This window comes from Photorhabdus noenieputensis, from assembly GCF_018448935.1.
In the GTDB taxonomy this organism is placed as follows: domain Bacteria; phylum Pseudomonadota; class Gammaproteobacteria; order Enterobacterales; family Enterobacteriaceae; genus Photorhabdus; species Photorhabdus noenieputensis.
This window is the reverse complement of sequence record NZ_RCWC01000026.1, coordinates 24,798-51,142: the sequence shown is the minus strand read 5'-3', so window position 1 is coordinate 51,142 and position 26,345 is coordinate 24,798. Positions and strand designations below refer to the sequence as shown.

The window sequence follows — 26,345 nt, the reverse complement described above, 5'->3', positions numbered from 1 at the left end:
AAACTCAATTAATGAAAATTCGATAAATCAACCGATTTACCACTAGCTGCACGGTAATAATCCATAACCCACTTCACCTTGATACGCTTATCCGCCTTACATGGCCGTAATTGCCCATATTCAGCGAACCACTCCTCAATATCCCGTGCTAGAGCCAAAACAGAAATATTACCTTTGACTCTCTGTAAAACCTGACGTAATCGACGTAGCAATTCGTTCGGTGTTTTAGCATTTTGTAATTGTGAAAATCTTAATTCACTGACAACCGATTTATTTCCACCTCCTTTCTTACCCGCCGCTACTGCCAATGTAATATCACTGTTGCTTTTAACATAAACTAATGTTGCCGCCATCGTAGCCCAATATTCTAATTTTGCCGGACTATCTGATAAGCTAATTTCGTCAGGTAAACTGAACCATAAATCCCGAAAACCTTCGGTTAACATGGCCATCTCAACATTTTCACAGCGCTTTAACTGGGCTTTATAAGTAGAAGGCGCTGGAATAATACCTTTCTCTTTTAACTGCTTCGGTGACATAAACATACTTTGCCACCAACGAAATAATATGATTTCGCTCTTGCTGTCCATTACATTTCCTCTTGACCAGAGTGAATATGGTGATTAGTCATAAATGTGTTGATCTCTTTTAAAGATTTTTGTCCATATAGCCCGATAATTAACTGTTGACGCGCTCTCATACGTTTTGCCATTGAACGCTCATTACCCAATTCAGATAAAGCGACATATTCATCGAATAAATCTCTACAGAGACGACGCAAGGTATTAAGCCAATGTTTAGCCTGCTCTGGTGTCAGAAAAGGCGCATCAGAATGTCTATTATTGATAAGTTGATGCACCACGGAAAAAAACAGGGATTCACTTTGTTGCCAAAAAACCAAATCAATAAAGGAAACATCGCCTTTCACATCCGCGGGCTTTTCAAACCAAGCCGCTTTTATTTGATTCCGGCATAGCCAAATCATACTGGCTGCCAGTTTTTGCAGCTCTTTGACTTGATATAGAATTTTTTCCTGTTGTTCAGGTAAGACAAAAAACAACGGCACAGTGACAGAATACCAGCAACGTGCTTTCATATTATCCATATCGTAGCCAAACACCCATAGACGAGGCATTGCCTTTCGCAGTTCAGCAAAATGACAACATAAAGAGTAAAAATGGCTCACGACTGGCGCACAACGCTGCCCTCTCTCATGGCTGGTAAAGACTAAAGCATCCCAAATTTTATACGTCACCCCTCCAGGTTGGCCTTTAATAGATAAATGTTGTGTTGGTTCTTTAAGATCCCATTTATAGGGCGTTAACGGATGCGCCCAATTACCGAAATAATTGCCGCCATAGTTTTGTGTCCGATATTCAGAGACGGTGAACGCAGAATATTTACCTGAAATTTTGCAAATATTTTCCCCCTTTTCCACCACAAGACGTATACGTCTCGGCATTGCCCAATACATATGTAAGGGATGCACATCCTCAGCATAAATTTCGGTTCCTTCATTAACACTCACTTTTGTTGGCGCTAACCAAGGGAAAATCTCAGCACTGGTTAAATCTGGCTCTGAATAATGCCATTCGCTTCGATTAATGACGTTTAACCACAGTTTTTGCCATAATGTTGTATCCGTTTGTTGCGGCACCATTAATGTGGTTAACGGCCCCCCGCCTCGTAATCCTACCCGATGTCCCACTCCTCCTGACGGTGCATTAATTTGTAAGGTAAACAGCGCCAAAACCGCCATTTCAAGAGACATCACATCTCCGATGCCACGTTTAACAAAATGATCCGTATTAAGTTTTAAACCATTCGCTCCCGGCGCTTCAATTAATAATCCAGCTACAGTGGTTAATTTTGCTGTTTGCAGCAGATCAAAATCCTGCATAAAAAGCGGCCCTGTACCGGTAACATTGAAGGCATGTGTCACTTTATTAAAAGCTTGCTGCAATATCTTTTTATCAGGTGATGTTTCATATAGAGCATGCCATTGATATTTATCTTCCGGCGCAAAAACGGTTTGTAATAAACCAATGGCAAATTGGCAGGCTGCACCTTGAAAATCAGCTCGCGGTAAAGCAAAGTCCATAACATCATGATCACATATCGCATTAATAGGCAGCACTTTTTCACTGCCATCACGTAATCGAAAGGGCAACCACGGGTCCTGAACTAAGTTCATAACACCTCCTGCTTTTATCTTTCACAAAAGCCTATTGTTGAAGAATAAGTAAAATTCGGATCTTGTGCTGGCAACCAAGGTTGCAAATATTTAATTTGATAATATCTCTGTTGCAAGGCATTAAGAGCGGGTATTAACTCTGTCGGAATTGGCGTTAATTTATCCGCATACTTATTTCTGGATAATTTAATCGTACTCAGTGACACTGAAAATTCGCCTGCATTTACCCAAGGCACCAGTTGCCTTGAACCACTTCTTTTCAGTAATAACACCTCAACAGTTTCAATATCACTGTGGCGAGCATTAATATCGGAATCATCTTCATACCAATGAGCAGCACTGCGATCACAATAACCATATAATTGCCACTGTAACCAAAAAGATTTAGCTTTAGCTGTCTGACTTCGTTCTTCGTCAATGAATTCATTCCATTGGTGTTTTAACACTTCCGGCGCTTGCTCATAAGCATGACCATAAACCGCTTCAATCAATTGGCGAGTTTCCGCAGGCATACGTATAGCCCCCAATTTTCTCAACACACGCATGCTTAACCACAGACGTACAGGCGAGCGATAAACACATTGCGTGTTGCGAAAATTATAACTTAGCCAATCTGAGCTAGGTTGTTCCCGCCATTCAGGCGCGTGAACAAACAATATTGGCGCAGGGCGTGAATCTTTAATACCCCAGCGATAAATACCATCGCTATCACGAGTGTGACGATGCAAACGCCCGGTTCGCTGAATGAGATCATCAATAGGACAAATATCTGAAATCATGACATCGGCATCAGTGTCTAAACTCTCCTGAAATATTTGCGTGGCGATTAATGCTTTGCCCCGCCGCATTTCACCATGACTATCTTTACCAAAAATAGTCATGACATGATTTTCAATCTCTTTTCGATGCTGCAAGATAAACTGGCTATGAAATAACAGACAGCGCTCAGGTTCAGTAAGCAAACTTCGCAATGTTTGATAAGCTTCAATAGCATCATCAACGGTATTTCGTATCCAAACGACACATTGCCCTTGTACAATGGCGGCTAATACCTTTTCAACACAACTACTAAAGCTATTTAAGAAATCAACTTTAACTTCCCGGCTAACATCTTTTCGGCTTGATAACGGTTGTTCAATAACGGGCGATATGGCATTTAAACTTATTTTTGTTGCTAGAGGAAAATCCGTTTTTTGCAATAATTGAGAACTTAGTCCACCAGCATTCAGCCAAATATCCGTTAAACGTTGACGCTGTTTAAAGGTCAACGTTGCTGTCAACAAAATAGCTGAACCACCCTGATAAAGATGCAGTGCTAATAAATTTTCCAATAAATTAAACATAAATTCATCAGCAGCATGGACTTCATCAACGATGAGTACTTTACGATTAAGCCCAAATAATCTCAGTGACTGATAACGCCTTGGTAATACCGCTAATAAAGCCTGATCAATCGCGCCAATGCCAACAGGCGCTAACAGCGCTTGCTTACGTGGATCAGCTAACCATTGATTGCATTGCGCTGAAGAGGGGATATCTGTTTTACCATAGTTTCTATCTGAATGACCTAATGCCAAAACGGGTTCACGACATTGACTATTCATCTCCCGCATACCATGAGCTAAAACGATATTTGGTTTACTGTCATCCTCTATCGATAGCATTTGCTGGTAATGTTTAGCAATGCGGCTAAACATTGCATTAGAAGAGGCCATCGTAGGCAAACCAAAATAAAAACCATCAGCGGCTTTTGCCTGCATCAAACGATGTGTCAGCGCAAGCGCCGCTTCTGTTTTACCTGCCCCAGTGACATCTTCCAAAATAAACAGTTGAGGAGAATTATCTACAGATATTGATTCGGCCCACTGTTGCAATGGTGTTGCGGCAAAACCGTAATATTCCTGAATGGAAATAAACGGCTTAATTGCTGGTGCCTTACCTAAATTGGTAGCCATAACCGCTTTTTTTGCCATGACTTGAGCATGTTTCCAATAATCAGCTAATGGCATAGGTTCAGATTGATACGTAAAATAATGATTATCAGAACCAATCCAATCCGCCAATATTGCAATACCCGCAAACTGCCAACTTACTTGTTCCAGTCGCCGTCGCCACTCTTTGGATTGCAATTTTTCAATGGGAAACTCAGGTTGAAATAATTCAACCAAATGATGTGCAAAGAGTGTGGCAGCATTAAGGTTATGAGGTTCAGTAAAACGTTTAATCGCTTTATAGTTTGTTTTATCAATTGGCTGGCCGTGATGCCCTAATACACAATCCATGAATACCATTAAGGCATCAAACATCTCTCGCTGCTCTCTTCGCTCGACACCTTCAATATTAACCAGTCTATTCAGCAACTCCGTTTTGATATTTTCCCAGAAATATAACCCTATACGATCATGACAAAAATAACGGCCACCAGACTCTCTAGGGCAATCTGGTCGATGCAGACCAGTTGCCAGACCGGGAAGTAATTTTTGAAAAGCCGATGCAAATTTACCAATATCGTGCAAAGCCAATATAAAAGAGACGATGCTTTGTAGCTGCTGCGTAGATAACGCTAAAGAATTAGCAAGATCTCTGGCGAGCGATCTTTCTAAAGAGAGTAACTGCATTCCCACCGCTGCAACATCCAAACAATGATAAGGAAGCAGATGATAATCTGCACTATCAACCTCTAAGACTCGCTTCGCCTTACCCCAGTATTGAAAATAAATTGGCATTTCCATCTAAAATCCTTACTTAAACATCTGTTTTACCTATTTTTAGAACATAATGCGAAAATTTAGATCAGAAAAATACTAGTTTCTGTTTTTTTAGGATAATTCTGTATAAAAACTCATTACCTAAACAGAAAAATTTTTGGCCCATCTCTGAGCATAAGCCAGATATTGAAGCGACATCGTAGTGCAAGGAGCAGTTTAATCGGGTAGTCAACCTACATTTATCTATTTGATAAATAAAGATAATTACATGTAAGGTCCGTACCTGTTTTACCAAAGTTCATTTACACTGATAACCCTGCGTATAGGATGTCAGGCCAAGGTGGAATGAAAATACTGACGGGTGTTTAGCAATGTCAATTACTATTATTTCGTAAATCGATTTTTAGTCCTAACCGCATAAATTTAAATCCTAATGCGATAACGTAACGAAAGAGCTAATTAATAGCTTTTCTAAGATAACCGTGTAATTAACCCGGAAATTTTTTAGGGTTATGTAGCTATTCAATAACGTGAATACAAAGACTATCGGTGTTTTCCCTTCCATTTTTCAAATTGCGAAGGTCGGAGGCCATACCTTGCCAACACACCCTCATGCAATCGCCGTAATTCCTCAATAACCAATGCCTTTAACGTGTCACGCTCAGATTGACTTAATTCATCGGAAATTAATTTATCTATAACGTCAATTGAATCCATCTCTGGCGTGGAAACTACCCGATAAACGATCTGCTTAATCACATTTCGATATTGTAATCTTAACGGATCTGGTGCGGTGATTCCCTGCGTGACAGCCAAATATTCTCGGGCTGAACGCTCATAAGCCCACAAATAAAGATCCCGTAGTAATTCAACTCGGGTCATTTCATAAATACCAAGCATTGCACGGCTATATGCTTCTTCCGGTACATCGACAAAAGTTAACGGACATAGATTTGAACGAACCAACGGCAAATTAGCGGCCAAGCGGGAAGTTCGCTTATTAACATCAGCAAAAGGCTGTAAATACGGCAAATGGACCATCATAAAAAAGGATTGCTCAAACGGATCTGATATAGCTCCTGCTTTCCCGAGCAACGAATCCAAAATTTCACTGATATGGGCCTCACCCGATAACGGCCTGAAAACACTTTTTCCTATTTCAACTTGATGTTGACGGATACGTCCTTCATAGACAGGATTAGATAATAAATTTTCAGATAATGTACTGTGTAAATTGAGAACGGTATATCGATTAAAATCAAGCTCCTCAATACCATCGACAAGTAATTCAATAGCGGCTTTATGGTTTAGGATCATTTGAGTTTCAATAGCGTTTTTTCCTACCGCAATTTTTCCATATTCAATCAACTTCACCGTATCCAATCGACTATAAGTGTTTCCTTCCAAATAACTTGAAGCCCACGATAAATCAATGAGCAAACGATCCAAGATAGCTCTACCATAGGTTCCCGCTGGCTGTGAGATTTGTTTCGTATCTCCAATTCGCCAAAGCTGATTACGAATTGGAACCGACAGATAATAAGTGACATTCGGCTCATATAATTCCAGAAACTCTCGCTGATAACCGATAGGCGTTCTCGCTTTGATGGGTTGATCAATATAACGAAGAATATCCTTACTATCCTCAGACAGTGGAATATAGCTCGGGAAATTATCCGATCTATCCGCTACCGAATCTGATGTTTCCTCCATAACGATAACATAGCGGCGACTTCGACCTTCACCCAATATCTGTACTTTCTTATCTTCAACAAGTCGTCCCAACCAACGTTGAACAGTCCTTCTAGGAACGGAAGGATACTCCGCCAATAAATCCGAAACGGACATAGGTTGTGATGCAACACACAAGGTTTCATAAATATCAGTCATTGAACTCATAACGAACAACAGCTCCTAGTAAGAATACTGGCGCGATTATGGCGCAATTCAGATAATCGCGCCACTTTCGTGCCACTAATATGACGCGATTATGGCGCGATTAATGTGGGCAATACATCTGGCTGTAGTGTTAAACCTATTTAGCTGAAAACAAGATAGATGAACATGACAGCAGCAATCTTATTTACGGGGTAGGATTGCATTAGCATCCAGCAAGCTTTCAATAGCACCGCTACGTAAAAAACGTTGAGTCTTAGACGTGACATGTATTTTTTCACTCACAGGAAGAACCTCAACGCCCTCGCCTAAAAACACCGGAATCGTGGTTAAGAATATTTGTTGTAATTCACCAGCCTCAGCAAAATACGCAGCGGTTTTACCTCCCCCAACTAACCAGACATCTTTACCATTAGCCATTTTCTTCGCCCTGGCAGCAATAACTCTTACTGTTTCATTGGTTATGATGATATTCAACCCTTCAGGCGTTGGCAGCGCCCTATGAGAAAGAACGAAGGCGGAAACATTTTTGTATGGCCAATCATCCGGTGAGTTCGCCATTATCCATTCATATGTTTTTGCTCCCATAATCACTGCGCCAATACCTCGATAAAAATCATCATAAGGTGTTGCATCATCCCCAAGCACAAACTCATATAACCAATCCAAGCCATTGTTTTTATCAGCAATATAACCATCCATTGTCGCAGCGACGTAATAAATTAATTTCGGCATTATTACCTTCCTATTAAACACGATGTTAAAACACTATATGACCGGATTGATGATAATTGAAATATTTTCAAATTTCCGTCAAAAGATAACGCTGATTTACTTACGTTACTTCATATTTTCGCCAATACAATACATGAAAAAGTAAAACACTAAAACATTGCTTCCATATGCTAAAACGTAATTTCTATCATTCAATGTCGTTTGGTCACAGATATGAAAAAACCAATAAACTAAAATAAAAAGTAAAATAAACAACTTAGCCAATAAAATAAGACCAGATACAAAAATATAATATCCATTGGCACTTTAACACTTGATGGTGAAATATAGCTCATCCATAAAAGCTAACTTTCATCATCTATAATATTGTTATAGAAGCGATATTCAGGAGCTTTAGCCTCATTAATCATGCCAATTCTTACCGGCAAATGACCATGAGAATGACATAATAACTTTATATAATTCCAATACTCCCTCTCTGTTTCTATATGCTCTATCAGTGGATCAAAAGCACCATCATAAAATTCAACATTTAATTCTCTATCATCATTACCTCCATTAATATTTCCACTATTACTTTCTTGTTGATTAATATACTCTTTATTATCCTTTTCGTGATTCATACTTCCGCGATCTATGATTTCTAGCATCTCTTTTATCATCTCTAAGCTATGACAAGCTGTTTGCGGTGAATTGTAGAATAAGCCATCATTAAAAATAGCTTCCATCAATTCATAAAACGCGAACGAGGTTGTTCCCTGTATATATTTGATATTTCTATTATCATATATACCAAAACATTTATCATTCAAAATATCCGTATTATTATCATCATAACCAATCAATATTTGTCTGTCACTGGCAATGACTGGAATATTTTTAATCTCATGGATATATTCACTGATACTGTAATGCTCTTTATCTCCCCTTCTATAACCCGATGCCATACAAACTGATTCAATATTAAAATATTTTGTCGGCGTATGTTCACGATTAAAATATTCAGACAGTTTTTCATTATCTTTCATATCTTTTCGCTGATATACCCGATGAACCGATGTGATTCTCTGAATACTGATCCAATCAAATATTGGTTCTTCTTGCGAAGGCTTTCTAATCTCTGCAATATAAGCAGCAATATCAATTTCCAACCACGTGCTCAGCATAGCCTGCCACGGTTCTATCGCGAGAAATATATTCGATATTGTCACTCCTTTCTCTATTATGACTTTATTTCTGAAATATTTCAGGAAAAAGAACGGATCATTTTTCCCTAGCTGTTCCTGAACTGATAACATCGGTACAGCGATTGTCGTATCGTAATCTGATCGAAATCTCAGAATCGAATCAACACAAATAATTAAAGTACCTTCCATCTTATCCCTCGTTCATTTAAGCCTTTAATATATTAACCACCGTAATTCTTGTATATATAACCCTCTATTATAGCCATATATCTGGATTTTGCTATTTTTGAACGTCAGATTTATTATTCCAACCACCTACATTACATCAATATTAAAAGATAGTTACATGATATATTAGGTACACATCAATAAACACGACACCATATTACTCTACCCTAAACCTAAAATTATTAAAAATCCCCTCTTGTAAAAATATTTTTAATACTAAATTCAATCCGAAATTATTTTAAAAATAACAATTCAGACACTCTTAACATTTGAAATACCTCACAAACAATACAATTCACCCCAAAGAGAACCCGCGTTCAAATCAATTACACCATAATTTAAGAAACAAATTCTCTATTGATTCAATCTTTAAAACCTATGTCATTAGCGCTTCAATCGTCATTTTTATTTCCTTGAAGCGCTACTCATATTCTATAGCGCTATAAAGGAATGTTTAATTTGAATTCTCGTTCTCTGTTTAAGGTTCTTATAATTTATCCCTGTCAATCACGATCAAAACTACAAATTAATTCATTAATTTGCTTTATAGTAAATAAAAATGCATTGAATCAGCCGCTTCGCATCCATTATTTATTGGTAACGGAAAGCAATTACCTGTAACATACAAAAATGATAATGATTTGCATTTACATTGATAGCTTGACATGAAAATGACCGTTAATGTTTCAGACACTCAACAGATCCAGTGCATGTACATCCACAATCATAATTGGCTATTTCGCTGGCTTAAGCATCGTCTTAACTGCGATGAAGCTGCCGCAGACTTAGCTCAAGATACTTTTGTTAAATTACTTCGTTCACCTTTACCACAGCAACTCAATGAACCCCGAGCCTACATCGTCACTATTGCCAAGGGGTTGATGGTTAACTGGTATCGTCGCCGCTCACTTGAACAATCTTATCTGGATTTACTCGTCAGTCTGCCTGAACCGCTCATTCCCGCACCAGAGCAAAAACTTATCATCCTCGAAACACTTCAAGAAATTGATATCATGCTTAGCCAACTCCCCACGCCAGTGCAAACCGCCTTTTTACTTTCCCAGATAGAAGGAATGAAGTATGAAGATATTGCCAATCAGATGAATATCTCGCTGTCCACAGTAAAACGTTATATGAAACAAGGCTTTTATCAATGTCTGATAGCGATGGCATAAGAGGGATTGGTATGGCTTCCACTGACACATCTTCGTCTTCATCAAGTACACCTTCTGAAACGATACTTGCCGAAGCCGCAGAATGGTTGACCGTTTTGCATGATAGTCATGCCAGCGAAGCTGATCGGAATGCCTGCGCTGCCTGGTGTGCACAAAGTCCAGAACATGCGCAAGCCTGGGAACGGGCGCAATGTCTGTTAGCACGGTTACACCATTTACCTCCGCATATCGCCTCACCGCTGTTAAACAACAAACAGAACCTTTCCCGTCGAGAAGCCATCAGAAAGCTGACACTCATGTTGTTAATACCGGCTGGCGCATCATCGCTCTTCTGGCGCTCGGATCAATTTCAGCTTCTCACCGGCGATTATCACACTGCAACCGGGCAAATTCAGCGCTGGTCATTACCGGATAACAGTCAACTCACTTTAAATACTCAAAGCTCAACAGATGTTCATTATGATGATACCCAACGGCTTGTTCATCTAAAGCTAGGGGAAATTTATATTGAAACCCATAAAGATAGCCACCAGCCGGTACGCCTATTTAAAGTACAAACCAAACAAGGCGTTATTGTGGCGTTAGGTACAAAATTCAGCGTCCGCCAACAAGCCTCACACACTCAGGTGGAAATAGTGGAAGGATCAGTTCGGATTACGCCAGATAATGGTTTGCCACACAGACTCCATGCTGGAGAAGCAACCTATTTCACTCAATTTGCCGTTGCCCCACAACATCCCCGTTCAACCGCATCTCTAAGCTGGTTACAGGGCATGATGGTAGCTGATGACTTGCCGCTGGCAACGGTGGTTACTGAACTGAATCGCTATCGTTCCGGTGTCATCCGTTGTGATGACGCAGTCGCTAATCTGCGGGTTTCTGGTGCTTTTCCCATCCGGGATACGGATCTGGCACTGCATATGCTATTACAAACTTATCCGCTCTCAATGCACAGCCTGACCCGCTATTGGATTACCCTCTACTCACTCAGTTAATAAAAATAATCATTTTTACTGACACTTTTTTCAATCTCATACGGCATAGAAATAAAAGAAGCTGAAAAAGTTATAGAGAACTTGCCTATGCCATATCATGTTGACTGCCAAGATTCACAACCACGTTGGCAGAAAAAGTCTTTATTCGCACTGTTATTGCCATTAATACTGCTGCCGGCACGTCCCCTTTACGCCACCACACCAGCAGATACACTCTATTCCGTTCATATTCCGCCAGGTTCATTAGGCAATTCGTTGTCCCATTTTGCAGCGCAAACCGGTACCGCTCTCTCTTTCGATCCGAATTTAACCAACGGGCTAACAGCGCCGTCATTAAACGGCAGTTTTACTGCTCATCAAGGTTTAATACAACTGCTTACAGACAGTCATTTACATCTGTCCCAACGTACCGATGGCAGTTATACGCTGGTAAAAATGACAAAGAAGATGGCCAACAAAAGTGTAGTCATACTAAGTCCTCTTATGGTAGCAGGCAATCGCGGGTACGGAGGTAATGAACCATTGCGGTTCGACAGTACCACTATCAAAGGTAAAGATATTGAAAAATTCGGTGTGATCCACCCTGTTGATATTTTCAAAACAACACCGGGGGTATTATCCGGCGAAGCACGCAGTTCAGGCAGCCTGGATGTGAATATCCGGGGCTTGCAAGGACAAGGCCGAGTCTTAACTACCGTTGACGGCGCGTCTAACCAAACCGCGCTATACCGAGGTTATCAAGGTGTCTCCAACCGTTCCTTTATTGATCCCGATTTCATTGGCCGGGTAGATATCAGTAAAGGCCCGACAGGAAAAGGCGGCATGGGAGCTATCGGGGGAACGGTGGAGATAAAAACCATTGAAGCCAGTGATATCCTCCTTGATGGACAAAAGGTAGGACTACGCCTGAAAGGAAGTCTGCTGAGCAATCACTCTAATCCTGACGATTATCAACGCAATGACTGGGCTTCCCCATCAAAAACCTCTCTTTTCGACGCTAAGAATCGCACCGGGAGTCTTGTTTTCGCGATGGCCGAACCCTCCTATGAATTGCTGTTTGGTGTTTCTCAGCGCAAGCGGGGCAATTACCACTCAGGCAAACACGGACCGGGCGCTAAGGAACGTGGGATGCCAGGCTATTTGTGTCAGAGTGATCCACAAGATTGCCACATTCCACAATTCAGTGAACAAATGGCCGGTTATTCGCTGTACGCAATGGGAGATGCCGTACCTAACACTTCTGAAGATAGCCAGTCATTACTGGGTAAAGGAAAAGTTCGTTTTGGCGATGGTCATGAACTCTCCGCTATCATTAGCCATTACCAAAATCTCTACGGGGAATCCTATGTCGCGGATATGGCAAACCTGAGCCAAACATTTATGATCTTGGAACAGGGGCCACTGACACGGCTCAACATGAACAGACACAGCCTCAACTATAAATGGGAACCTGCGTCAAATCCCTGGATTAATTTGGATATCGGAGTATGGCAAACACGGGTTAACGACCGCCCTCGAACCTCAAATAACACTCTCGGTGATAAAAAATTCATGCGCACAGTCGGGGTGAATTTGAGCAACACCTCATTATTTGAGCTTTCGATGCAAGATATTGAGTTGAACTACGGTGCCAGTTTTATTCGTGAACGCACTGGCCCAAGCGCAGGTAAATGGAAATATGCCGTTAATCGGGAAGGAGAACGTAAAGAAGGCCATTTTTTCCTGAACGGGAACTATATACTTGCCGACCGCCTGACCCTAATGGGCGGGTGGGATTATAAATCCTATCAGATCGAAGATTACAGTCCAGCTCGTCCGGGTAGCTCTTGGCTACCACAACTCACTTCTGGGAAAGTAAACAATAAGCGAGACCATGCTCACGGCTATTGGGTAGGCACTAAGCTTGAACTTAATCATGAAACAGCACTGCATGCTAAATATGCCTATGCCCCACGTTTTCCATCAATGGTTGAAGGTATTCGCGGCTATATGATGAGTGTTGACGATCATATAAAACCTGAAATTTCAAAAAATATCGAAGTCGGGCTGACATCACGCTTCCAGAATATCATTGCTCAAAATGATAGCTTCGATATCAAAATGTCCTACTTTGATAACCGGGTAAAAGACTATATTAGCCGAGCATGGATGGATGATTACTGGAGTATGTACATCAGTAATATTAAAGCAGCAAAATTTGCCGGATTGGAATTGGCGAGTGTTTACCATAGTGATCACTTTGATGCCCGTTTATCGATGAATTACTATACAAAAGTCAAATTCTGTACGGAAAATGACGGGTGTGCTGCACGTAGCCTCCCTTCGGATTATGCGACTAATCACATTCCGCCTAAATATGCGGTATCACTCGATCTGACACAGCGATTCTTAAATGACAAGGTATCTGCTAACGCCAGAGTTTCCCATTATGGACAACGATCTGTGCCAGCAGGAAAACCAGGACGCGGTTCCGCTCCTCTGTTGGCACCCATTATCTGGCGACCAGCAACTGTAGCTGATATCTCTCTAACTACCCGTATAAATAAGCATGTCGAATTTGAGTTTGGTGTGGATAATGTATTCGATAAATATTATATCCAGCCTCTTAGCCTCGGTTATATCCCTTCACCGGGCAGAACGTTTCGTGCCGGTATTACAACTTATTTTTAAATTCATTCGTTAAGCTAGTGGCATATCCATGATATGCCACTTTCTGGCAAAAGAATGTCATTAGGGTGAAAGCAGTATATCAATATAAAACCTCAGAATTGGTTTAAATTTTCATATAAATATAATATACCATCAGATATTTTTAATGAAATTAAAACAACTTTAAAAATACATTTAAAATAGAATCTAAGTGAAACTTTAAAATAATGAAATAGTTTTCATGCAATTAATTGTTTTTAAATGATTGTATGTAAAAATATATATCATCCCATAGAGATTTATAATATAAAATCATATCTTATCGATAACTTAATTGTCATAAGTTAATTTCAAATAAAACATTATTCATTATTTTTCAAGAAAGAACAAAAACGTGAACAAAAAGGTTAACTCTAAAAAAATCAAGATATTAATTATTAAATGACTATTTAGTGAATCTAAAAAATTATTTTTAACGAGGATATACATATGAAAAAAGAGCCGATTACAACATTAAATCCAGATAATACCGAATCATCTGATATAAATGAGGTTGAAATCGAAAATGCTGCTATCGCGGTACCTGGCATTGTCTCAGTGGTAAACACCTCTGATGGTCGGATCGAGGTTTTCGGTGTAGGTGGCGATAATGCAGTGTGGCGCAATGGGCAAACGACACATACAGGCGCTTCCTGGACCGGCTGGACCTCACTCGGTGGAAGTGTGGCCAGCAAACCTGCCGCTTACCTCAATTCAGACGGTCGATTAGAAGTATTCGTACGTGGCTCCGATAATGCGTTATGGCATAACTGGCAAACCGCTCCCAACGCTGGTTGGTCAGGCTGGAAATCTTTAGGTGGAGCAATCACCAGTAACCCTGCGGTATATATCAACGCCGATGGGCGGCTTGAGGTCTTTGCCCGTGGCACCGACAACACACTCTGGCACACCTGGCAAACCGCTCCCCACTCCAATCCGTGGTCAAGCTGGTATTCTCTGGGCCAAGTGATCACCAGCAACCCAGCCGTCCATATCAATGCCGATGGTCGGCTTGAGGTCTTTGCCCGCGGTGCCGATAACGCACTCTGGCACATCTGGCAAACTGCTCCCCATACCGGTTATTGGTCAAGCTGGCAATCATTAGGTGGCACCATCACGAGTGATCCAGTGGTCATCCGCACCATTGATGGTCGACTCGAAGTCTTTGTACGCGCCATCGATAATGCAATCTGGCACATCTGGCAAACAGCCCCCAATTCTAGTCAGTGGTCTAATTGGGCCTCATTGGGTGGTACTATCACCAGCGCACCAGCAGTAATAAAATACTTCGACAATCGACTTGTCGTCTTTGCACGCGCCTCCGATAACGCACTCTGGCACATCTGGCAAAATGATACCCATTCCGGCTCATGGTCCAACTGGGCCTCATTGGGTGGCGGACTTTCCAGCGGCCCAGATGTCGTGGAAAACTCTAATGGCTATATTGAAGTCTTTGTACGCGCCACCGATAACGCACTCTGGAACATCAAGAGGACAAGTCCATCATCATGGTCCGCTTGGGCCTCACTTGGTGGAACCTTGATCGATGCTTCAGCAATCAAATAATTTGGAAAGAGTTAGAATTAGCTTCGTATAAGACAAATATAATCTTCTGGCCCGATGCATTTAAGGAAGATATTCACTGCGCTGCATCGAGCCAGTGGTGTTTAATTTTTTGGAGTTAACCCAATATTCAACACACAAGCCCAATACGAATTCAAACTCCCGTATTATTTTGATGGCAAGATAGACTTTTAGCTGAATATGCCTAGAAAGCAATTGCAAGCAGAATAACCGCTTTTATAGAATATTAGTGAATTAGAATCTGTATTTTCCAATAACCAATTTGCACATTGTATACTTCCATAAAAATCACCTTAGGTTTTGAATAATCTCAAAACAACCATGAAGTAAATATATTTTTTAAAATAACAACTTGGATTCACATAATAACCGCATGTAAATATATAAACACAGGTGGTTTTATAATGTAATATCACATTTATTTGACACTTTGCGGTTCATAAGCCAGTATTAAATAGAACATTCATTATTTCTTTAAAAATAAAAGTGAGAATATTAATTCAAAAAATCAAACATCTTGTTTATTAAATAACTATTTAGTGAATCTGAAAGATTATTACTAAAGAGGATATATATGCAAGAACAATCTATTAATACATTAAATCCAAGTAATACCGGGCTATCTGTTATAGATAAGGTATCAATCGAAAACGCAGCTATCGCAGCGTCTGGTATTGTCTCAGTGACTAACACAGCCAATGGTCGACTTAAGGTTTTCGGTGTGGGTACTGACAATGTAGTGTTGTACAATGAGCAAACATCACATACAGGCTCTTCCTGGACCGGCTGGTCCTCACTTGGCTTACAAGTGACTAGCAAACCCGCCGTTCACATCAATTCAGACGGTCGATTAGAAATATTTGCACGTGGTGCCGATAATGCGCTATGGCATAACTGTCAAATTGCGCCCAACGCCGGTCTGTCAGGCTGGCAATCTTTAGGTGGCATGATTACTAGTAACCCTGCCGTATATGTCAACGCCAATAGTCAACTTGAGGTTTTTGCGCGCGGTGCCGATAACACACTCTGGCACATCTGGCAAACCACTCCCCATTCCGGTCCGTGGTCAAACTGGTGTTCTCTAGGTCACGTAATCACCAGTAACCCAGCAGTCCATATCAACGCCGATGGCCGACTGGAAGTCTTTGCCCGAGGTACCGATAACGCACTCTGGCACATCTGGCAAACTACTCCCCACGCTGGATGGTCTAGCTGGCAATCATTAGGCGGCACCATCACTAGTGATCCAGTAGTCACCTGCACCGTCGATGGTCGGCTGGAGGTCTTTGTGCGTAGTGTCGATAATGCACTTTGGCACATCTGGCAAACCTTCCCCTATTCCAGTCAGTGGTCTAACTGGGACTCGTTGGGTGGCATTATCACCAGCGCCCCTGTGGTAGCAAAGAATTGTGACGGCCGACTTGAAGTCTTTGTTCGTGGTGCCAACAAAGGACTCCCACTCTTCCACATCTGGCAAAATGATACCCATTCAGGCTCATGGTCCAACTGGGCTTCATTAGGTGGCGGACTCTCCAGCGGCCCAGAAGTTGTGAAAAATTCTGATGGCCAATTTGATGTCTTTGTGCGCAATACCGGTAACGGACTTCACCACATCTGGCAAACTGCTCCCTATTCTAATCAGTGGTCTGATTGGACCTACCTCGGTGGTGTTTTTATCGACGCTTCCGCGATCAAATAATCTGAAAGGCGCTATATTCGCACAAGACACGCGTAATTCTCTGGTCCGATGTATTTAAGGAAGATATTTACTATGCTGCATCGGACCAGCGGTACCTAATGTGCTGGAGTTAACCCAATAGCCAGATAATGAATTGGGTACTTTAATAATGATCATCAGATATTTTGAATGAAAATAAAATAACCGTAAAAAAATAGATTTAAAATAGAAAACAAAGAAAACTTTAAAATAAGAAAATAGTTTATATATAATTAATGTTTTTTAGATATTCGTATTTAAAAATACATATCAACACATAGACCCCCATAATATAAAATCACATCCAAAAAATTAACAATTAAAATTTAACGTCAAATAAAATATTACTTATTCATTTTATAAATAAAAATATACCAGAATGCAATCGAAAGTATTAATGTGAAATCAAATACATTACTTATTAAATAACTATTTATTGAATCTAAAAAATGATGCCTAAAGAGGATATATATATGAAAAAAGAATCTATTAATACATCAGGACCAGATAATACCGAATCATCTATTTCAGACGAAATAGAAGCATCCAATGAAATCTCTTGGACTACGTTACCCGGCGTTATCTCGGCGGCAAACAACGCCGATGGTCGGCTAGAGGTTTTTGGCGTGAGCATCAACAATGCTGTGTGGCACAACTGGCAAACGGCACCAAATACCATATCTTTCTGGTCTGGCTGGCACTCACTAAATGAAGGAGCGACCAGCAAACCCGCCGTTTACATTAATTCAGATGGCAGATTAGAAGTATTCGTACGTGGCACAGATAATGCTTTATGGCATAACTGGCAGACCGCCCCCATCCCCGGCACCGGTTGGTCAGGCTGGCAATCTTTAGGTGGTCAAATCACCAGCAATCCAGTGGTATATATCAACTCCGATGGACGGCTTGAGGTCTTTGCTCGCAGTTCTGATAACACACTCTGGCATATCTGGCAAACCGCACCCCATACCGGTCCGTGGTCTAATTGGCAATCACTAAATGGCGTACTTACCAGTGACCCAACAGTATATGTCAACGCCAGTGGCCAGTTTGAGGTCTTTGCGCGCAGCAACGATTACTCTCTCTGGTACATCAAGCAAACGACTTCTCATGCCTATCCCTGGACAAATTGGCAATCACTGAGTGGTGTGATAACGAGCAATCCAGTGGTAATCAGCAACTCTGATGGTCGGCTTGAGGTCTTTGCACGCGGTTCCGATAACGCTCTCTGGCACATTTGGCAAGTTGCTCCTAATGCAGGTTGGACAAACTGGCAGTCACTGTCTGGCGTCATCACCAGCGACCCTGCGGTACATATCAACGCCGATGGTCGGCTTGAGGTCTTTGCACGTGGCCCTGATAACGCTCTCTGGCATATCTGGCAGATGGCAGCATCGGGTTCATGGTCTGATTGGGCCTCATTGTCCGGTGTGATTACCAGCGCTCCTACGGTGGCGAAGAATTCTGACGGTCGGCTTGAAGTTTTTGCACGCGGTGCGGATAACGCACTCTGGCATATTCAGCAAATTACATCATCATTGTGGTCCGATTGGGTATCTCTCGGCGGCACCTTAATCGACGCTTCAGCAATTAAATAATCTGCTTCGCACAAGACACGCATAACTGCCTGACCTGATGCATTAAAGGAAAACATTTACTATGCTATGCTGCATCGGGCCAGCAGTACCCCATTTACTGGAATCAACCCAATGCTCAACACGCAAACCAAGCATTCTCTCAAACTCGCGCATATTGTTGATGATGAAGATATAGTTTTGTCTACCCAATGTAGTCTCTTGGTCGAATAGACCCAAAAGGCAATGTCAAACAAAACCCCTGTTTTATAGAACATTCATGCACTAGAACCTGTGTTTTTTAATGCTAGTCGGCAAACTGTTCGCTTCCGTAAAGATTATCAAATGTTTTTAATACAATTAAAACAATCATGATAAAAATATATTTTCAAATATAATAAAGATGAAACCTTAAAACAGAAAAACAGTTCATTCATAATTTATTATTTTTGAATAACCGTATGCAAAAATATATATAAACAGAAGAGGTTTTATAATGTAGCATCACATCCACTTAATACTCCACGGACAACAAATCAAAATCAAATAAAGCATTAATTATTTCTTCAAAGAATAAAGAGTAAAAGTGAGAACATTAATTCACAGAATTAAACATCTTGCTTATTAAGTAACTATTTAGTCAATCTGAAAAATTATTTCTAACGAGGATATATATGCAACAAGAACCTATTAATATACCAAAGCCAGATAATGCCGAACTACTTGCTATAAATGAGATAACAATCGAAAACACGTCAATCGCGTTGTCTGAAATTGTCACAGTAGTAAACACCTCCGATGGACGGATCGAAGTTTTCGGTGTGGGCACTGACAATGCCTTGTGGCACAACAGACAAACAGCACCACACTCAGGCTCTTCCTGGACCGGCTGGATCTCTCTTAACGGAAAGGTAACCAGCAAACCTGTCGTTTATATCAATACAGACGGTCGTCTAGAGGTATTCGCACGCGGCACCGATAATGCGCTCTACCATATCTGGCAAACCGCCGCCAATGCCGGTTGGTCAAACTGGCAATCTTTAGGGGGGACAATTACTAGTGACCCAGCGGTATGTGTCAACACCGATGGCCGACTCGAAGTCTTTGCGCGTGGCACCAATAACGCTCTCTACCACATCTCACAAACTGTCGCTCATTCCGGTCCGTGGTCAAATTGGCAATCTTTGAATGGCGCGATCACCAGCAACCCCGCGGTTCATATCAACTCAGACGGTCGGCTGGAAGTCTTTGCGCGTGGTACCAATAACGCTCTCTACCACATCTGGCAAACCGCTCCTCATTCCAACCAGTGGTCAAATTGGGAATCACTCGGTGGTGCAATCACTAGCGATCCTGTCGTCATAGGCACCGCTGATGGTCGGCTTGAAGTCTTTGCGCGTGGTACCAATAACGCTCTCTACCACATTTGGCAAACTGTTCCCCATTCCGGTCCGTGGTCCAACTGGACCTCGTTGAATGGCGTGATCACTAGTGCCCCTGCGGTCGTGAAGAACTCCGATGGCCGGCTTGAAGTTTTTGCACGCGGCACCAATAATGCTCTCTACCACATCTGGCAAACGGTATCCCATTCCGGTCCGTGGTCCAACTGGGCCACGCTGAATGGCACGATCACCAGCGCGCCAACAGCGGTGGAAGACGCCGATGGTCGGCTTGAAGTTTTTGCACGTGGCACCGATAACGCTCTCTGGAACATCTGGCAAGCCACACCATCGTGGTCCACTTGGGTATCCCTCAATGGCAACTTAATCGACGCTTCAGCAATCAAGTAATTTGGAATAAATCCAGCCTTGCACAAAACGAACGTCACCTTCTGGCCCGATACGCTAAGGAAAATATCCACTGCGCTTCATCGGGCCAGTGGTACTTAATTTGCCGGTAAAAATCTAATATTCGATACCCAAACCAGGCTCAGATTCAAACTTGCATATTATCGTTGATATAAGGACATATTTTTGTCTATCTGAAACAGACTGTTAGTCGAATATGTCTGAAAAACAACTTCAAACAGAATAACCTCTTTTAGGTACATGATTAAATCAGGATCTGCGTTTCTCAATGGCCAGATTATGAATTGTGTGCTTTAATAATGATTCAATAAAATATTTTAAAAACCATGAAAAAAATATATTCAAAATAGAAATCAATGGAAAATTTAAAATGAAAATAGTTTATTTAATTTAAACAACCCCGTGTAAAACACATATAAAATATGTCATCACACAATTCAAAACCATATTTACTTAACACTTTACAGGTCAAAAATTAATACCAACTCTTTATTTTATTAACAAAATAACATCGGAGACAAGTGAAAACATCAATATATAAAACTGAATATCCCTCTTATTAAATGATTATTTTTTGAATCAGAGAAATTATTTTTAAAGAGAATATACATATGAAAAAAGAACCCATTAAAACGCCAAATCCAGATAATATCGAAGCATATGTTGCCAGTGAGATAGCAATCGAGAACTCTGCAATAGCATTATCTGGAATTGTCTCAGTAGCAAACAATGCCGATAATCGACTTGAGGTTTTCGGTGTAAGCGCTGACAGCGCAGTGTGGCACAATTGGCAAACTATACCGCTCCCAACCTCCTCCTGGGCCGGCTGGAGCAAAGTTAACGGAGTAGTGACTAGCAAACCTGCTGTTCATCGTAATTCGGACGGTCGATTGGAAGTGTTTGTGCGTGGTACGGATAATGCACTCTGGCACATCTGGCAGACCGCCGCTGATACTAATACTTGGTCAAGCTGGCAGCCGCTATATGGTGGGATCACCAGCAACCCAGAGGTATGCATCAACTCTGACGGCCGACTTGAAGTCTTCGCACGCGGTACCGATAACGCTCTCTGGCACATCTGGCAAACCGCAGCCCATACCAATTCGTGGTCAAACTGGAAATCTCTGGGTGGCACACTCACCAGTAACCCTGCCGCACATATCAACGCCGATGGCCGACTTGAGGTCTTTGCACGTGGCACCGATAATGCTCTCTGGCACATTTGGCAAACTGCTGCCCACACCGATCAGTGGTCAAGTTGGAAATCGTTGAATGGCGTGATCACTAGCGATCCAGTGGTCATTGACAACTGCGATGGTCGGCTTGAAGTCTTTGCACGCGGTGCCGATAGCACACTCCGGCATATCTCACAGATCAGCTCTGATTCCGTTTCGTGGTCAAACTGGCAGTGTTTGGATGGTGTGATCACTAGCGCTCCTGCGGTGGTGAAGAATATCGCTGGTCGGCTTGAGGTCTTTGCACGCGGCTCTGACAACACGCTCTGGCGCACCTGGCAGGTTTATCATAACGGCCCGTGGTCTAACTGGAGCTCATTTACAGGCATTATCGCCAGCGCCCCAACGGTAGCGAAGAATTCAGACGGCCGGATTGAGGTCTTTGTGCTTGGCCTTGATAAGGCACTCTGGCACCTCTGGCAAACTACTTCATCAACTACATCATCGTGGACCACCTGGGCTCTCATCGGCGGTATCACCTTGATCGACGCTTCTGTGATCAAATAATTTGGAAGGAACCAGCTTCGCATAAGACAAGCGTAATCTTCTGGCCCAATGCATTAAAAAAATATTCACTGCGCTGCATCGGGCCAGTGGTGCTTAATTTGCTGGAGTTAACCCAATATTCGACATGTAAGCTCAATACGGGTTTAAACTCATGTATTATTGTTCATGACAAAGATATATTTTTGATTGAATATACCCGTCATCTTTCAAGTTGCTTCTTTGTTGGCTGCACTCACTCACCCCGGTCACATAGTTATCTATGCTCCCGGGGATTCGTTCCCCTGCCGCCGCGATGCATCTTGAAATCCATAGGGTATATATCTGGAAAACAATCTCAAACAAAACCATCGTTTTATAAAATATTTGTAAATTTAATTCTGTGTTTTTTAATAAATAATCTGCAAGCTGAGCACTTTCATACAGGTTATCAATTCTTTTGAAAAAATTAAATCATCCACAACAAAATATATTTTTAAATATAATGAAAACAAAATCTTAAAAACAAGAAGCAATTTATTTATAATTTCTTACTTTTGAATTACTGTGTGTGAAAACTATATTTTAACCACACATTTACAATTGATTAATTCATCTATTATTACTGCCCCAATCAATCATCATTCAATAGCAATGGTTTAAAAATAAATATATAGTGATACTTAAAGTGAATCTATATCATGAATTATAAACTAACCCAGCCACTTAGCCAGAGTTTTCTCTAGTTTATCCAACGCCTGAATATGTTTACCTTTTGACATACAATCGAGATTGTGTAACTTCCATTTTACCGCTAGTAAATGTTGAATTTGGCTTTCTTGGAATAACTGCCAATCCGGCTTGCCACTTTTGAAAGACATCAAAAAGTCAGAATCCTGCGAGGTAAATTGCTCCTTAAGTGCTGAAATCATCAATTCAGGTACGGAATTAAGATCTTCCAATAACACTTTATTAAATGTCATTCCTCTGAATTCATTCATATAGAACTCAGAAATATCCTTCCATCGAGGATTAAGCACTTCAGATAACGGTCGAGGATGGCTAAGTAAATTGGTAATAAATCCATTAAAGATAGAACGATCTATCCCCTGTGCTTCAAGCAACATTTTGACATCGAAAAGATCACGTGGATGCTGGCGATCTAACGCAGCGCACAGCTTACCACCATAAAGATCGGCAATCGAAACGACTTGAATAGAAGCAAAACCAAATTCATCTTCTACAACCTCAACAACATCACGTTCCTGAGGTGGATACAACGTACCACGCGAAACCGGTGAGACTTCGATTTTTATCTGTGCCTCTTGAGAAGTAACAATAATACGCATTTCATTAGGATTATTTGTCTGTAATGCTGCAAAAATCCCCGCTTGCTGCTGGAGTAAAGCGACAATCCTAGTTAATGCCGCTCGAACATTAGGTAACGCTAGCTCCCTACTTTCCAACGGTATATAAACCAGATCAATATCAACTGATAAACGGGGAAAATCACGCACAAACAAATTAATCGCCGTCCCACCTTTCAATGCAAAACAGCTCTCTGTTGCCACCACAGGCAGTACACTCATCAACAACACTACCTGTCGGTAATATGGAGAATATTTATCCATGAAATAATCCATTATTCAAATACTTTTCCGGAACCGTAATCTGATACTGTTTATCCAACTTTCCCCCTAACACGACTTGACGCTTCCCCGCCCCTAAATCAATTTTAGTTTTATCAATACGTTTAGCCCATGCGTGAGCATAATAGTCGGTCAAAAAAAGATATAAACGATTAGTTTGGATCGCATGACTGGAATGAAGGAGTATTTCTACTTTGCGCGGGCTAAGGTTAACCAAACCTTGGAAAAGTTCCGCAGCATGTTCAAAAGAAAACGATACGGGTACAGTATCTAAAACTTCATAAGCCGCTAATTCAGGTATACTGGCTTTTAGCTGGCTTCCTTTGATTTCAACATCTGTCAGGTATTTCTCATCAAGTAAGGACAGCTTCGGGTTAGAAAGCAAAAACCAGTCAACATTGGGGAATTCTTTAAACCACTTCGGCAACGCAGCTTTATCTTCCACACAGAGCCAGATCTTGTGCTGCTTTAACTGTAGATAATGAGAGCGGCCTTGGTACACCAGACTAGTGAGCCCCGCTAAATGAACCGGGATAGAAAGCTGGTTTTGCAGACATTGCACAGCATCACTCCACTCGGGCTCACGTCCTGTTCGTACATACACCCCGGCCCGCAGTTTTTGCAGCCAGTTGCTATTCATATACTTATTCGCCAAAGAGGGGCTGATGTTGTGCTTTGTTAGCCAAGATTGCAACACTAAGGAGCCCGGCGTAGTGTTTTGCAAAAGCCAGTTTAATTTTGATGACATAGATTCACCCTAGGTGTAACAATATTGTAAATAGTAAACCACCTGGTTACTGAGGTGTCAATTTTTTGAGCAGTCGTTTCATCGATAATATCGTATATTGTGCTTTACTGATTCCTGAGTCGCTAAGACCAAAATTACAACTAAATTTGCGAATTGCTTCCAGATTTTACTTGTGTAAGTTTAAAGCTTGGTGCGATACCATAACGAAAGAATTGATTCACAAACTTAATTAAGACCACTGCATGATTAATACAGAAACTTTTGACACTCATACGCCCATGATGCACTTGTTTGTTAGGGCTAATATTTAATGATTATTTTTACCTACACATTTACAATTGATTAATTCATCTATTATTTCCCCACTCAATTATCATCCAATAGCAATGGTTTAAAATAAATATATAGTGATACTTAAAGTGAATCTATATCACGAATTATAAACTAACCCAGCCACTCAGTTAGTGTTTTCTCTAGAATACTACAGCCATATTTCCTTTTTTCAACAGAAGAAACGCTCATAGGAAAGTTTTAAGCCATGAGATTTTTTTGCGTCATGAACATCAGAGAAAACACGGACTTTGGGATTTTACGGCTATAGTAGTACTACTAACAAATACCGCAAATTTCATCCATATTTAAAATATGACATACATCACAATTTTTAGTAATCAACTGTTTCTATTTTACATCGATGAGAATGGCCGATTTCCATTATATAATCCTATTGAAATAAGTTCTTAGTAAAAATCATTAAGTCATAGGTGAATTTATCACCTTACATAGAGGAATAACAAGTGCCTATCAACTTTAGTCCCAAAGTGGGCGAAATATTAGAATGTGACTATGGGAATTACCCAAAAAATAAAGAAGGCAAAATAATAACTAATTCCTATGATGGTCATATACCACCTGAAATGGTAAAAAATCGGCTTGTTGTTATTGTAAACGGTAAAATAGATGGCAATGCCTGTATAGTTGTTCCTCTATCAAGCAAATGTGATCAAAATAAATTACAACGTGGAATGCACGTTGTAATTGATAAAAGCGTTGTTGAGAATATGAAGTATTTTGAACAAATAACACGTTGGGCAAAAGCGGATCTTGTACAACAAGTCAGCCGACAACGGCTACAAAGACCAAGAACTGATAGAGGCTATTTAAATCAAATTTTACCCAAAGAAATCGTCACTAAAATTCAATTGGCAATAATTAAATCCATAAATGCAAGTCAATTGTTATCAAAATCATGACACTTGATTTCTCCAGTAAGATCGCTCACAATATAGCTGTTGCCCATAGAGGCCCAAAATATTTATTCCCTTTGAGGGACCTGCGAAGCCTAGCTAAATTGCTAGGCTTCTGCCATTCTAGCATCCCATAATTTCAACAAAGAATTTCCATAAAAAAGCTCTTAGTACACAAAGGCTCAAGCTGCTGGCAAAAACTAATAAGACATTTGTTCAGATTTTAGATTGGTCATACTGGCGGCGACATCAATAACGAGCTCAACAATCTCGCTATCATCATCAAGGAAATTCTTTACCAACAAGGCAATTACGGCTGTAGTATTAGACAGCAAAAACCAGTCAACATTGGGAAATTCTCTCAACCACTTCGGCAACTCAGCTTTGCTTTCCACACAGAGCCAAATTAACCAGACCAAAATTACAACTAAATTTGCGAATTGCTTCCAGATTTTACTTGTGTAAGTTTAAAGCTTGGTGCGATACCATAACGA

General features: G+C 40.9%; 18 protein-coding genes. 9 read left to right on the top strand and 9 right to left on the bottom strand.

The features are described from left to right. Positions 1-8 precede the first annotated feature (8 nt). From casB to EAE91_RS16215, 6 genes are all read right to left on the bottom strand, one after another. Complete coding sequence (casB, locus tag EAE91_RS16240; RefSeq protein WP_214089409.1) at positions 9-590, bottom strand: type I-E CRISPR-associated protein Cse2/CasB; 582 nt, start codon at positions 588-590, stop codon at positions 9-11. Next, a complete protein-coding gene (casA, locus tag EAE91_RS16235) occupies positions 590-2,194 on the bottom strand; it encodes a type I-E CRISPR-associated protein Cse1/CasA (protein WP_214089408.1) in 1,605 nt (534 codons plus the stop codon). Before casA ends, casB begins: the two co-directional genes overlap by 1 nt. 14 nt (positions 2,195-2,208) lie before the next feature. Further along, the gene (gene cas3, locus EAE91_RS16230; RefSeq protein ID WP_214089407.1) at positions 2,209-4,926 is read right to left on the bottom strand and encodes a CRISPR-associated helicase Cas3'; all 2,718 of its coding nucleotides are present in this window, start codon (positions 4,924-4,926) and stop codon (positions 2,209-2,211) included. Between the two features lie 519 nt (positions 4,927-5,445). Further along, positions 5,446-6,801 carry a Fic family protein gene (locus EAE91_RS16225; RefSeq protein WP_214089406.1) on the bottom strand — a complete coding sequence of 452 codons (1,356 nt, stop codon included), beginning with the start codon at positions 6,799-6,801 and terminating at the stop codon, positions 5,446-5,448. Between the two features lie 180 nt (positions 6,802-6,981). Next, the gene (locus EAE91_RS16220) at positions 6,982-7,533 is read right to left on the bottom strand and encodes a dihydrofolate reductase family protein (RefSeq protein WP_214089405.1); all 552 of its coding nucleotides are present in this window, start codon (positions 7,531-7,533) and stop codon (positions 6,982-6,984) included. 344 nt (positions 7,534-7,877) lie between these two features. Continuing rightward, positions 7,878-8,909 carry a hypothetical protein gene (locus EAE91_RS16215; RefSeq protein WP_214089404.1) on the bottom strand — a complete coding sequence of 344 codons (1,032 nt, stop codon included), beginning with the start codon at positions 8,907-8,909 and terminating at the stop codon, positions 7,878-7,880. Positions 8,910-9,613: 704 nt separating this feature from the next. Between EAE91_RS16215 and EAE91_RS16210 the strand changes: the two genes are divergently transcribed. The 8 genes from EAE91_RS16210 (at position 9,614) to EAE91_RS16175 (ending at position 22,231) form a co-directional block, all read left to right on the top strand. Continuing rightward, positions 9,614-10,123 carry a sigma-70 family RNA polymerase sigma factor gene (locus EAE91_RS16210; protein ID WP_214089403.1) on the top strand — a complete coding sequence of 170 codons (510 nt, stop codon included), beginning with the start codon at positions 9,614-9,616 and terminating at the stop codon, positions 10,121-10,123. Then, positions 10,102-11,118 (top strand): FecR domain-containing protein, encoded by a 1,017-nt coding sequence (locus tag EAE91_RS16205; RefSeq protein ID WP_214089402.1) that lies wholly within the window; start codon positions 10,102-10,104, stop codon positions 11,116-11,118. Before EAE91_RS16210 ends, EAE91_RS16205 begins: the two co-directional genes overlap by 22 nt. Before the next feature lie 87 nt (positions 11,119-11,205). After that, positions 11,206-13,788 carry a TonB-dependent receptor gene (locus EAE91_RS16200; protein WP_214089401.1) on the top strand — a complete coding sequence of 861 codons (2,583 nt, stop codon included), beginning with the start codon at positions 11,206-11,208 and terminating at the stop codon, positions 13,786-13,788. A gap of 468 nt (positions 13,789-14,256) precedes the next feature. Further along, positions 14,257-15,372: a PLL family lectin gene (locus tag EAE91_RS16195; protein WP_214089400.1), complete on the top strand. Its 1,116-nt coding sequence runs from the start codon at positions 14,257-14,259 to the stop codon at positions 15,370-15,372. Between the two features lie 592 nt (positions 15,373-15,964). Next, a complete protein-coding gene (locus EAE91_RS16190) occupies positions 15,965-17,089 on the top strand; it encodes a PLL family lectin (RefSeq protein WP_214089399.1) in 1,125 nt (374 codons plus the stop codon). A 491-nt stretch (positions 17,090-17,580) separates the two neighbouring features. Beyond that, entirely contained in the window at positions 17,581-18,705 is a 1,125-nt protein-coding gene (locus tag EAE91_RS16185) for a PLL family lectin (RefSeq protein WP_214089398.1), read from the top strand. Between the two features lie 650 nt (positions 18,706-19,355). After that, positions 19,356-20,471: a PLL family lectin gene (locus tag EAE91_RS16180; protein ID WP_214089397.1), complete on the top strand. Its 1,116-nt coding sequence runs from the start codon at positions 19,356-19,358 to the stop codon at positions 20,469-20,471. Between the two features lie 629 nt (positions 20,472-21,100). Beyond that, on the top strand, positions 21,101-22,231 hold the full coding sequence (locus tag EAE91_RS16175) for a PLL family lectin (RefSeq protein WP_214089396.1): 1,131 nt from the start codon (positions 21,101-21,103) through the stop codon (positions 22,229-22,231). 689 nt (positions 22,232-22,920) lie between these two features. Here EAE91_RS16175 and EAE91_RS16170 read toward each other — a convergent pair. Continuing rightward, positions 22,921-23,838, bottom strand: coding sequence for a nucleotidyl transferase AbiEii/AbiGii toxin family protein (locus tag EAE91_RS16170; RefSeq protein WP_214089395.1), 918 nt, complete (start codon positions 23,836-23,838; stop codon positions 22,921-22,923). Next, the gene (locus EAE91_RS16165) at positions 23,831-24,604 is read right to left on the bottom strand and encodes a type IV toxin-antitoxin system AbiEi family antitoxin (RefSeq protein WP_214089394.1); all 774 of its coding nucleotides are present in this window, start codon (positions 24,602-24,604) and stop codon (positions 23,831-23,833) included. The genes EAE91_RS16170 and EAE91_RS16165 overlap by 8 nt, the downstream gene beginning before the upstream one ends. A 797-nt stretch (positions 24,605-25,401) precedes the next feature. Here EAE91_RS16165 and EAE91_RS16160 point away from each other — a divergent pair. Further along, positions 25,402-25,857, top strand: coding sequence for a type II toxin-antitoxin system PemK/MazF family toxin (locus tag EAE91_RS16160; protein ID WP_214089393.1), 456 nt, complete (start codon positions 25,402-25,404; stop codon positions 25,855-25,857). Between the two features lie 194 nt (positions 25,858-26,051). On the opposite strand, the gene EAE91_RS16155 is transcribed toward EAE91_RS16160, so the two are convergent. Next, entirely contained in the window at positions 26,052-26,270 is a 219-nt protein-coding gene (locus EAE91_RS16155) for a hypothetical protein (protein ID WP_036778017.1), read from the bottom strand. Between the last annotated feature and the right edge of the window lie 75 nt (positions 26,271-26,345).

Bases quoted from the DNA above. Each gene is read 5' to 3' on its own strand.
- casB (WP_214089409.1), bottom strand. From the start codon at position 590: ATGGACAGCAAGAGCGAAATCATATTATTTCGTTGGTGGCAAAGTATG.
- casA (WP_214089408.1), bottom strand. From the start codon at position 2,194: ATGAACTTAGTTCAGGACCCGTGGTTGCCCTTTCGATTACGTGATGGC.
- cas3 (WP_214089407.1), bottom strand. From the start codon at position 4,926: ATGGAAATGCCAATTTATTTTCAATACTGGGGTAAGGCGAAGCGAGTC.
- EAE91_RS16225 (WP_214089406.1), bottom strand. From the start codon at position 6,801: ATGAGTTCAATGACTGATATTTATGAAACCTTGTGTGTTGCATCACAA.
- EAE91_RS16220 (WP_214089405.1), bottom strand. From the start codon at position 7,533: ATGCCGAAATTAATTTATTACGTCGCTGCGACAATGGATGGTTATATT.
- EAE91_RS16215 (WP_214089404.1), bottom strand. From the start codon at position 8,909: ATGGAAGGTACTTTAATTATTTGTGTTGATTCGATTCTGAGATTTCGA.
- EAE91_RS16210 (WP_214089403.1), top strand. From the start codon at position 9,614: ATGAAAATGACCGTTAATGTTTCAGACACTCAACAGATCCAGTGCATG.
- EAE91_RS16205 (WP_214089402.1), top strand. From the start codon at position 10,102: ATGTCTGATAGCGATGGCATAAGAGGGATTGGTATGGCTTCCACTGAC.
- EAE91_RS16200 (WP_214089401.1), top strand. From the start codon at position 11,206: ATGCCATATCATGTTGACTGCCAAGATTCACAACCACGTTGGCAGAAA.
- EAE91_RS16195 (WP_214089400.1), top strand. From the start codon at position 14,257: ATGAAAAAAGAGCCGATTACAACATTAAATCCAGATAATACCGAATCA.
- EAE91_RS16190 (WP_214089399.1), top strand. From the start codon at position 15,965: ATGCAAGAACAATCTATTAATACATTAAATCCAAGTAATACCGGGCTA.
- EAE91_RS16185 (WP_214089398.1), top strand. From the start codon at position 17,581: ATGAAAAAAGAATCTATTAATACATCAGGACCAGATAATACCGAATCA.
- EAE91_RS16180 (WP_214089397.1), top strand. From the start codon at position 19,356: ATGCAACAAGAACCTATTAATATACCAAAGCCAGATAATGCCGAACTA.
- EAE91_RS16175 (WP_214089396.1), top strand. From the start codon at position 21,101: ATGAAAAAAGAACCCATTAAAACGCCAAATCCAGATAATATCGAAGCA.
- EAE91_RS16170 (WP_214089395.1), bottom strand. From the start codon at position 23,838: ATGGATAAATATTCTCCATATTACCGACAGGTAGTGTTGTTGATGAGT.
- EAE91_RS16165 (WP_214089394.1), bottom strand. From the start codon at position 24,604: ATGTCATCAAAATTAAACTGGCTTTTGCAAAACACTACGCCGGGCTCC.